General features: G+C 64.5%; 9 protein-coding genes. All 9 read right to left on the bottom strand.

Annotated features, from left to right (window positions below; genetic code table 11):
- Positions 1 to 295: 295 nt before the first annotated feature.
- A complete protein-coding gene (locus ACI2KK_RS20565; protein ID WP_404670335.1) occupies positions 296 to 1,078 on the bottom strand; it encodes a TatD family hydrolase in 783 nt (260 codons plus the stop codon).
- Between the two features lie 33 nt (positions 1,079 to 1,111).
- The gene (locus ACI2KK_RS20560) at positions 1,112 to 2,098 is read right to left on the bottom strand and encodes a DNA polymerase III subunit delta' (protein ID WP_404670334.1); all 987 of its coding nucleotides are present in this window, start codon (positions 2,096 to 2,098) and stop codon (positions 1,112 to 1,114) included.
- Entirely contained in the window at positions 2,091 to 2,723 is a 633-nt protein-coding gene (gene tmk / locus ACI2KK_RS20555; RefSeq protein ID WP_404670333.1) for a dTMP kinase, read from the bottom strand. Before tmk ends, ACI2KK_RS20560 begins: the two co-directional genes overlap by 8 nt.
- A gap of 9 nt (positions 2,724 to 2,732) precedes the next feature.
- A complete protein-coding gene (gene mltG, locus ACI2KK_RS20550) occupies positions 2,733 to 3,863 on the bottom strand; it encodes an endolytic transglycosylase MltG (protein WP_404670332.1) in 1,131 nt (376 codons plus the stop codon).
- Positions 3,864 to 3,867: 4 nt separating this feature from the next.
- The gene (gene pabC, locus ACI2KK_RS20545) at positions 3,868 to 4,683 is read right to left on the bottom strand and encodes an aminodeoxychorismate lyase (protein ID WP_404670331.1); all 816 of its coding nucleotides are present in this window, start codon (positions 4,681 to 4,683) and stop codon (positions 3,868 to 3,870) included.
- Entirely contained in the window at positions 4,683 to 5,927 is a 1,245-nt protein-coding gene (gene fabF, locus ACI2KK_RS20540) for a beta-ketoacyl-ACP synthase II (protein ID WP_217842434.1), read from the bottom strand. The genes pabC and fabF overlap by 1 nt, the downstream gene beginning before the upstream one ends.
- A gap of 153 nt (positions 5,928 to 6,080) precedes the next feature.
- On the bottom strand, positions 6,081 to 6,317 hold the full coding sequence (gene acpP, locus ACI2KK_RS20535; protein WP_009685065.1) for an acyl carrier protein: 237 nt from the start codon (positions 6,315 to 6,317) through the stop codon (positions 6,081 to 6,083).
- Between the two features lie 204 nt (positions 6,318 to 6,521).
- A complete protein-coding gene (gene fabG, locus ACI2KK_RS20530) occupies positions 6,522 to 7,262 on the bottom strand; it encodes a 3-oxoacyl-ACP reductase FabG (protein ID WP_369990447.1) in 741 nt (246 codons plus the stop codon).
- A 16-nt stretch (positions 7,263 to 7,278) separates the two neighbouring features.
- Positions 7,279 to 8,217 (bottom strand): ACP S-malonyltransferase, encoded by a 939-nt coding sequence (gene fabD / locus ACI2KK_RS20525; protein ID WP_217888317.1) that lies wholly within the window; start codon positions 8,215 to 8,217, stop codon positions 7,279 to 7,281.
- Positions 8,218 to 8,376: the final 159 nt, after the last annotated feature.

Raw genomic sequence — 8,376 nt, 5'->3', positions numbered from 1 at the left:
CGTAGGGGGGCGACCGGCATGGATGCCGGTCGAGCGCCGATCGGGCCAGGGACGGCCCGTCGGCGCGTACCCCCGGAGCAAGCCCGGAGTGAGGGTACCCCGGAGCGTAGCGCAGGGGCCGGATGAATGGAGCGAGCATTTTTTGCTTACTTTTTGATGCTTCAAAAAGTGAGCCGCCGTAAGGGCGGAAAGGTGAATAAGCGTCACTATAAATAATGAATGCGCCTACAACTTTCAAAACCAACCACGACAAAACCAACCAACCAACCAACCAACCAACCAACCCAAAGGCTAATCACCCAACCCGAGCCAACGGGAACAACCGCTTGAAGTTCGCCGTCGTCTGCTCAGCCAGTTGCTCATAACTAGCCCCGCGCAACGAAGCCACATACTCCGCCACCTCCCGCACATACTGCGGCAAGTTCGGCTTCCCGCGATGCGGAATCGGCGCCAGGTAAGGCGAGTCCGTCTCCACCAGCAACCGGTCAACCGGCACCTGCCGGGCCACCTCGCGCAAGGCATCGACATTACGGAAGGTGACGATCCCCGAAAGCGAGATGTAATAACCCAAGTCCAGCGCCGCCCGAGCCATCTCCCAGTCCTCGGTGAAACAGTGCAACACACCGGCCTGCGGCAAGCTGACCTCACGCAACAGCGCCAGGGTATCGGCCCGCGCCCCGCGGGTATGCACGATCACCGGCTTGCCAGTCTGCCGCGAAGCCTCCAGATGCAAACGGAAGGACGCCTGCTGCAACTCGGCCGCCTCAGGCTCGTAGTGGTAGTCCAGCCCGGTTTCACCGATGGCCACCACATGCGGGTGCGCAAGTTCGCGCAGCAGCCAGTCCAGTGCCGGGGTTTCCCCTGGCGCCAGGTCCAGCGGGTGCACCCCTACCGAGCAATCCACATCGCTGTACTGCTCGCTGAGCGCCTTGACCGCACCGGCGTTCTCGGCGCTGACGCCGATGCACAGAAAATGCCCCACGCCCCGCTCCCGGGCTGCCTGCAGGGCGGCATCGAGGGAGCCCTGGTGGGCAGTAAGATCAAGACGGTCGAGGTGGCAATGGGAATCTACGAGCATGGGAATACGGCACATATGAAGTAACGGTGAAAATCAGCGCTGGCCCGGCAACTGCACCCAATGGGCGAGCATGGCTTCGAGCAGCAATACACGGTTGAGGTTGGCCTTGCCAAGTACCTTCTGGCGCTGTTCAAGCACCCACGCCTGGATTTCCAGCACCTTGGCCGGGCGGCTCTTTTGCGCCAGGTACTGCAGCACCTTGCGCATGTCAGCCAAGCCCAGCCCGTCCTCATCCTGGGTCAACTGGTAGCGCAGCACCAGGTGAGACCAGTCGCAGAACCAGTCGAACAGCAACAACAACGGCACGTCCTTCCAGGCTTCGGCCAACTGGCTGGGCGATTGCTGCTGCTTGAGCAACTTCTTCACCCCGTCGGTCACCAGCGCCCGCTGTTCGCGCACGCCCTGGGCTTGCAAGTTGACTGCCATCAGTGGCGAGCCGGCGGCCAAAGTCAGCAGCTCCTCGCGTTCCTCGTCACTGCTCTCGGGCAATGCGCCGGCCAGCCAGGCGCGGCTCTGGGCTTCGCTGGGCTGTGGGCAGGCAACTTGCTGGCAACGGCTCTTGATGGTCGGCAGCAAACGGCTGGGCTGGTGGCTGACCAGCAACAAAACGGTGTCGCCCGAAGGCTCCTCAAGGCTTTTGAGCAAAGCGTTGGACGCGTTGATGTTCATCGCCTCCACCGGCTCGATCAACACCACCTTGCGCCCGCCCTGCTGGGCCGTCTGCACAATGAACGAGACCAGTTCGCGCACCTGGTCGATCTTGATCGGCTTGTCGGCTTCTTCAGGCTCGAGGATGAAGTTGTCCGGGTGGCTGCCGGCCTTGAGCAGCAGGCACCCCTTGCACTGGCCACAGGCGTCGAGGCCCTGGGGTTGCTGGCACAGCAAACGCGCCATCAGACGCTCGGCCAGGGCGCGCTTGCCGATGCCCTGCGGACCGTGCAGCAGGTAGGCGTGGGCGTGCTGGCTGCGCCCGGCCAATTGCTGCCAGAGCGCCTGTTGCCAGGGGTAGGCCTCAGCCACGGCAACGCTCCAGGATACCCGGCAGCAGCGCGTCAATGGAACGCTGCACCGCCTCCAGCGACTGCGCGGCATCCAGCAGGCTGTAACGCTGCGGGTGCTGCGCCGCGCGCTGCAGGTAAGCCTGGCGTACGGCCTCGAAGAAGCCTTGGCCTTCCTGCTCGAAGCGGTCCAGGCGGCCGCGGGCGGCGGCGCGGGCCAGGCCCACTTCCACCGGCAGGTCGAAGACCAGCGTCAGGTCCGGGCGCAGCGCACCCTGGACGAAGGTTTCGAGCGTTGCAATACGCTCGACCGACAGCCCGCGGCCACCGCCCTGGTAGGCGTAAGTGGCATCGGTGAAGCGGTCACACAGCACCACTGCGCCACGGGCCAGCGCCGGGCGGATCACCTCGGCCAGGTGCTGGGCACGGGCGGCGAACATCAGCAGCAGCTCGGTGTCGGCGGCCATGGTTTCGTCGCTGGGGGCCAGCAGCAGCTCGCGAATGCGCTCGGCCAGCGGGGTACCGCCGGGCTCGCGGGTCATGACCACATCGATGCCCTGCTCACGCAGACGCTCGGCCAGGTACTCGCGGTTGGTGCTCTTGCCCGCGCCTTCGGGGCCTTCGAGGGTGATAAACAAGCCGGTCACAGGCGTTCCTTACTGTTGTTCGGTGGCCGGCGTATCGGCCGGAGCGGGTGCTGCGTTGGCTGGGGCCGGCTCGCTGGCCGGCGCATCCCCTGCCCCAGGCTGCGCCTGCGGCGCGGGGCTTGAGCGGTAATCCGCCCGGCGCTTGAGCTGGAACTCGCGCACCGCGCTGTTGTGGTCGTCCAGATCGTCGGAGAACACATGGCTGCCATCGCCGCGGGCAACAAAGTAAAGGCTCGAGCCGTCGCTGGGGTTGAGGGCTGCGTGGATCGCCTCGCGGCCGACCATGGCGATCGGCGTGGGCGGCAGGCCGGTCATGGTGTAGGTGTTGTAAGGCGTCGGCTCACGCAGGTCGGCACGGGTGATGCGCCCGTTATAGCGCTCGCCCATGCCGTAGATCACGGTGGGGTCGGTCTGCAGCATCATGCCCAGGCGCAGGCGGCGCACGAATACGCCGGCGATCTGCCCGCGTTCCTGGGGAATGCCGGTTTCCTTCTCGACCAGCGAGGCCATGATCAGCGCCTGGTACGGGTCACGGTAGGGCAAGCCTTCGCTACGCGCAGCCCACTCCTTGGCCAGCACCTCTTCAAGGCGCATGTAGGCCTGCTGCAGCAGCTCGACGTCGCTCATGCCGCGCACGAAACGGTAGGTATCAGGGAAGAAGCGGCCTTCGGGGAATACGCCGGTGTGGCCGAGCTTGTCCATCACTTCGCTGTCGGACAGACCGTCGAGGGTATGGCGAATTTTCTCGTGCTTGGCTACGGCGGCGCGCACCTGGCGGAAGTTCCAGCCCTCGACCAAGGTGAGGTTGTACTGCACCACATCGCCGCGCTGCCAGGCATCGAACAACTGGCCCACGGTCATGCCGGGGGTCAGGCGGTATTCGCCGGTATGCAGTGCAGTGCCGGCCATGTTGAAGCGCCAGTACAGGCGCAGCCAGACGGCATCGTCCAGCAGCCCTTCACCCTGCATGCGGTAGAACATGCGGTTGGGCGTGGTGCCGCTGGGCACTTCGATCAGGCGCTCCTGCGCCACTTGCAGAGGCTGCTCCAGGACCGAGTTGATCTTCCAGGCAGACCAGCCCAGTGCCAGGCCGGCCAGGATCAAACCCATTTCCAGCAGCAGCAGGAATTTGCGTCTCACGAATTCAGGTATCCAGTAACGTACGGGCAACGGCCTGCAGTTTAAGGGTGAGCGGCCCCGCCGGCCAGTCAAGCGCGCCGAATTCGCGCACCGGCCAAATGCCATAGACGCTGTTGCAGACGAACACTTCGTCGGCCTGCTGCAGGTCTTCGAGCACCAGGTCGCGCACCTGCACGCCAATGCCCAGCAGCGGCGCCTGTTGCAGCAGCGCAGCGCGCATCACCCCGGCCACGCCGCAACGGCTCAGGTCGGCGGTCAGCAGCACGCCATCACGCACCAGGAACAGGTTGCTGTACACGCCCTCGATCAGCCGGCCGTCGGTATCGCGCATCAGGCCTTCAGCGCAAGCGCTGTCCTGCCATTCGGCGCGGGCCAGTACCTGTTCCAGGCGGTTGAGGTGCTTGAGGCCAGCCAGCAGTGGCTGCTGGGCAAGACGGGTCTGGCAAGGGAACAGGCGGATGCCGGTTTCGGCATTTGCCTGAGGGTAGGCGGGCAAGGGGCTGCCCTGCAGAATGCGCCGGGCCGGCACACCGGCTGCCGGCGCGTAGCCACGCAGGCTGTCGCCGCGGGTGAGGATCAGCTTGGCAACCCCCTCCCCCAGCTGGCTGGCGTAGCGGTGCAGCTCATCCTCGACCAGGGTGATGTCGGCTTCGAGCCCCAAGCGCTGGCAACCCAGCGCCAGGCGCTCGAGGTGCAGCGCCAGCAGGCTGGGCCTGCCGCCGCGCACGGCGATGGTCTCGAACAGGCCATCGCCATAGGCCAGGCCGCGGTTCTGCAGGTTGAGTGCAGAGGCCGGCTGGCCATCGACCCAGCTGTGCATCAGCCGGCGAACCGGCGGAACACCAGCGAACCGTTGGTTCCGCCAAAGCCGAAGGAGTTGGACAGCACCACATCGATCGGCATGCTGCGGGCTTCATGCGCGACGAAGTCCAGGTCGCAGCCTTCATCGGGCTCGTCGAGGTTGATGGTCGGCGGCGCCATCTGGCTGTTGATCGCCAGCACGCTGAAAATCGCCTCTACCGCACCGGCGGCGCCCAGCAGGTGGCCGGTCATCGATTTGGTCGAGCTCACCGCCAGTTTGTAGGCATGCTCGCCGAACACCCGCTTGATCGCCGCCACTTCCGCCACATCGCCGGCAGGCGTCGAGGTGCCGTGGGCGTTGATGTAGTTGACCTGCTCAGGCTGGATGCCGGCATCGCGCAGGGCATTGGCCATGCAGCGGGCGGCGCCTTCACCGGTGTCCGGTGGCGAGGTCATGTGGTAGGCATCACCACTCATGCCAAAACCGACCAGCTCGGCATAGATGGTCGCACCACGGGCCTGGGCGTGCTCGAGCTCTTCGAGCACCAGCGCGCCGGCACCGTCAGACAGCACGAAGCCATCGCGGCCTTTGTCCCACGGGCGGCTGGCCCGGGTCGGCTCGTCGTTGCGGGTGGACAGCGCACGCGAGGCGCCAAAGCCGCCCATGCCCAGGCCACAGGCGGCCATTTCGGCGCCGCCGGCGATCATCACGTCGGCTTCACCGTAGGCGATGTTGCGCGCGGCCATGCCGATGCAGTGGGTGCCGGTGGTGCAGGCGGTGGCAATGGCGTAGTTCGGCCCTTGCACGCCCAGGTGGATCGACAGGAAACCCGAGATCATGTTGATGATCGAGCCCGGCACGAAGAACGGCGAAATACGGCGCGGCCCCTTCTCGTGCAGGATCTTGCTGGTTTCTTCAATGTTGGTGAGGCCACCGATACCCGAGCCCATGGCCACGCCGATGCGCTCGCGGTTGGCGTCGGTGACTTCCAGGCCGGCGTTACGCACCGCCTGAAAACCGGCCGCCAGACCGTACTGAATGAACAGGTCCAGCTTGCGGGCCTCTTTCTGGTCGAGATACTGCCCGACCTCGAAGCCTTTCACCGAGCCGCCAAAACGGGTGGAGTAGGCAGACAGGTCCGTATGCTCGATAGGACCAATGCCACTGCGGCCAGCCAGAATGCCCTGCCAGGTGCTGGGCACATCGGTACCCAGTGGCGACAGCATACCCATACCGGTGACCACGACGCGTCTACGCGACACAGTACTCTCCTCTTTCCTGATAACAGAGTTTCTTGCCAGTGCACTTGCCATGGCGAATGGAATGGCAGCAAACCCCGGTCCTTGCAAAGAAAAAACCGCACGCCGGCAAAGGCAGTGCGGTTTTCCCCGACAAGAAGCGTCGACTGAAACGTCTTAAGCCTGGTGGTTTTTGACGTAGTCGATGGCAGCTTGAACGGTAGTGATCTTCTCGGCTTCTTCGTCAGGGATTTCGGTCTCGAATTCCTCTTCCAGAGCCATCACCAGCTCAACGGTGTCAAGCGAATCGGCACCCAGGTCGTCGACGAAGGACTTCTCAGCAGTCACTTCTTCTTCCTTGACGCCCAGTTGCTCGGCGACGATTTTCTTGACGCGTTCTTCGATGGTGCTCATACCTAGTTTTCACTCCTAATGGACATATGTCAGGCAGCTGGCCGGTGACCAAGTTTATAGGAAGACGCCTGCTTTTCAAGCGGAACACGCCTTCGGCCGGGTCACCTAGCCCACTGCCTGGAATCTGGTTGCAGCTTTATAACGGATTTTAGGCTCGCAGTATGACTGTTTTTTGAAGCAATCCGTCACATCGCGTTGCGGTTTTTACATGTACATCCCGCCGTTGACCGGCACGGTGGCGCCAGTCACGTAGGCTGCACCGTCGGATGCCAGGAACGAAACCACCTTGGCGATCTCGTCGGCCTGGCCCAGGCGGCCCAGCGGAATCTGGGTCTGCAGGGCTTCACGCTGCGCTTCTGGCAGCTCGCGGGTCATGTCGGTATCGATGAAGCCCGGGGTCACCGAGTTGACGGTGATGCCACGCGAACCCACCTCACGCGCCAGGGCGCGGCTGAAGCCTTCCAGGCCTGCCTTGGCGGCGGCGTAGTTGGCCTGGCCGGCGTTGCCCATGGCACCGACGACCGAACCGATGCTGATGATACGACCCCAACGGGCCTTGGTCATGCCACGCAGCACGCCCTTGGACAGACGGTAGAGGCTGTTCAGGTTGGTGTCGATCACGTCGAACCACTCGTCGTCCTTCATGCGCAGCATGAGGTTGTCGCGGGTGATACCGGCGTTGTTGACCAGAATGGCCGGTGCGCCGAACTGCTCGCCGATGGCGCCCAGTACTGCCTCGACGGACTCGGCGCTGGTCACGTTCAGCTCCATGCCGGTGCCGGCAATGCCGTGCTCTTTCAGGGTGGCGGCGATGCGCTCGGCGCCGGAGGCCGAGGTGGCGGTACCGATCACGATGGCGCCCTGGCGGCCCAGCTCGAGGGCGATGGCTTGGCCGATACCACGGCTGGCGCCGGTCACCAGTGCAACTTTACCTTGCAGGCTCATGCAAGCGTCTCCAGATTCAGGCCAGCGCCGCACGGGTGGCGGCGACGGCGTCGGGGGTGTTGAGGTTGTAAGTGGTCACGCCGTCGGCGCAACGCTTGTTCAGGCCAGCCAGGACCTTGCCCGGGCCGCACTCGACCAGGTTGACCGCGCCGCGCGCGGCCAGGGCCTGCACGCACTCGACCCAGCGTACCGGCTGGTACAACTGCGCCAGCAGGTCCTGCTTGAGGGCGTCGAGGTCGGCGGCGATGGCGGCGCTGACGTTCTGCACCACTGGAATTTGCGGGGCCTTCCACTCGATGGCGTTGACGAACTCGGCAAAACGTTCGGCCGCAGGCTTCATCAGGGCGCAGTGCGACGGCACGCTGACCGCCAGCGGCAGGGCACGCTTGGCGCCCTTGGCCTTGCACAGCTCCATGGCGCGGTCTACCGCGGCCTTGTTGCCGGCGATGACCACCTGGCCTGGGGAGTTGAAGTTGACCGCGCTGACCACCTCGTCTTCGGCAGCTTCAGCGCAGATCTCGACCACCACGGCGTCGTCCAGGCCGAGGATGGCAGCCATGGCACCATGGCCGGCCGGCACCGCTTCCTGCATCAACTGGCCACGGCGCTCGACCAGGCGCACGGCGTCCTTGAGCGACAGGCTGCCAGCTGCGACCAGCGCGCTGTATTCACCCAGGCTGTGGCCGGAAACGAAGGCCGGCTGCGCGCCGCCCTCTTCCAGCCACAAGCGCCACAGGGCGATCGAGGCGGTGAGGATTGCCGGCTGGGTCTTGTCGGTTTGGTTGAGTTGTTCTTCTGGGCCTTCCTGGACCAGTTTCCACAGGTCGTAGCCCAGGGCCTCGGAAGCTTCCTTGAAGGTCTCGACGATCACCGGCTTTTCGGCGCCGAGTTCGGCGAGCATGCCCAGCGACTGGGAACCTTGGCCGGGAAAGACGAATGCGAGGGATGCAGACATTGAACAAGCCCTTATGATCTTGTCGTCGGATAGGGTGCGCCAGGCCTTGGGCCGGGCGCGCAATCTGAACACTTGGATGGAGACGCAGACCAAGCGGTCACATTTAAGCACTTCGTGGGCGGTATGCCCAAATTCCTGTCAGGGCCCACAACCTGTAGG

The organism is Pseudomonas sp. NPDC089406, from assembly GCF_044900265.1.
In the GTDB taxonomy this organism is placed as follows: domain Bacteria; phylum Pseudomonadota; class Gammaproteobacteria; order Pseudomonadales; family Pseudomonadaceae; genus Aquipseudomonas; species Aquipseudomonas fakonensis.
The sequence above is the reverse complement of the archived record's forward strand: the minus strand, read 5'-3'. Positions and strand labels throughout refer to the sequence as shown.